Origin of the sequence: Defluviitalea phaphyphila, assembly GCF_001466305.1 — a bacterium.
Taxonomy (GTDB): Bacteria; Bacillota; Clostridia; order Lachnospirales; family Defluviitaleaceae; genus Defluviitalea_A; species Defluviitalea_A phaphyphila.
The window spans coordinates 1-844 of sequence record NZ_JWID01000066.1; the positions used below are offsets into that span (position 1 = coordinate 1).

At 28.2% G+C, this 844-nt stretch carries 2 protein-coding genes; both read right to left on the minus strand.

Going from position 1 to position 844, the window contains the following annotated elements; translation table 11 throughout:
• On the minus strand, positions 1–256 hold a 256-nt coding region (locus OM90_RS12160; RefSeq protein WP_144428596.1), incomplete at its 3' end, for a hypothetical protein.
• A 1-nt stretch (position 257) separates the two neighbouring features.
• Positions 258–844, minus strand: a 587-nt coding sequence (locus tag OM90_RS12955; RefSeq protein ID WP_160323689.1) for a hypothetical protein, incomplete at its 5' end; no start/stop codon positions are given.

Genomic DNA, 844 nt, shown 5'->3' on the forward strand with positions numbered 1-844 from the left:
GGTCTTCTTCACCATTAATATTTATTTGAGTTCCTTTAGGAAACATTGTAATTTTATATGCTTCTGTTTCCCATCTAAGTCCTATTTCCGAAGAAGCTTTTGTTGAGGTGACGGGAAATTTAATATATGAATTCCCTTCTCTTTCTATAACTTTAAATCTTGCACCTTTTTTATAAGTGCTACTGTAACTTATATTACTAAAACTAATACCTATTACAAATAAAATAATTATTATTGAAAATATTCTCTTTTTCATATTATTCCCCTTCTACTGATATTACTGGTCCAATAGGTTCGAATCCATCTGCATAATAATCTATAAAAGCTTTTCCTTTTAAGCCTGTTCCAATATACACTTCATAAGGAACTTGATACCATTTATTTAGTTCATAATCATTTTTTCCAAACAAACCTTCTTCAATGTCACCTTCTACTGATTTAACACGAAATAATAGTAGCCCCTTTACCTCAGGACCTCCATTATGATATACAAAATATTCATCAGTAAGAAATTTTACTTCCATTATTAAATTATGTTCAGTTAATGTATCATATAATTCTTTAAACCAGACTCTATCAGTGTAATCCCCTACCGCATAAGGAATTATTCTAGAAAAATATGTTTCAAAATCTATACGATAGTCAAAATTATATATTGCTTCCATATAATTTTTTGCTATATTAGCGAATTTAGGTATATTTTCTTTCCCATAATCGTCTATTAAATATTGTCTTTGTTTTTCATCATTTTGTACGTAACTACGTAGTAAATCAAATTGTTCTTGGGTTAATTCTGAACTTGTATTTTCTTTTGGCTCTTCTTTTGGAATTTGTTCTTCTTTTT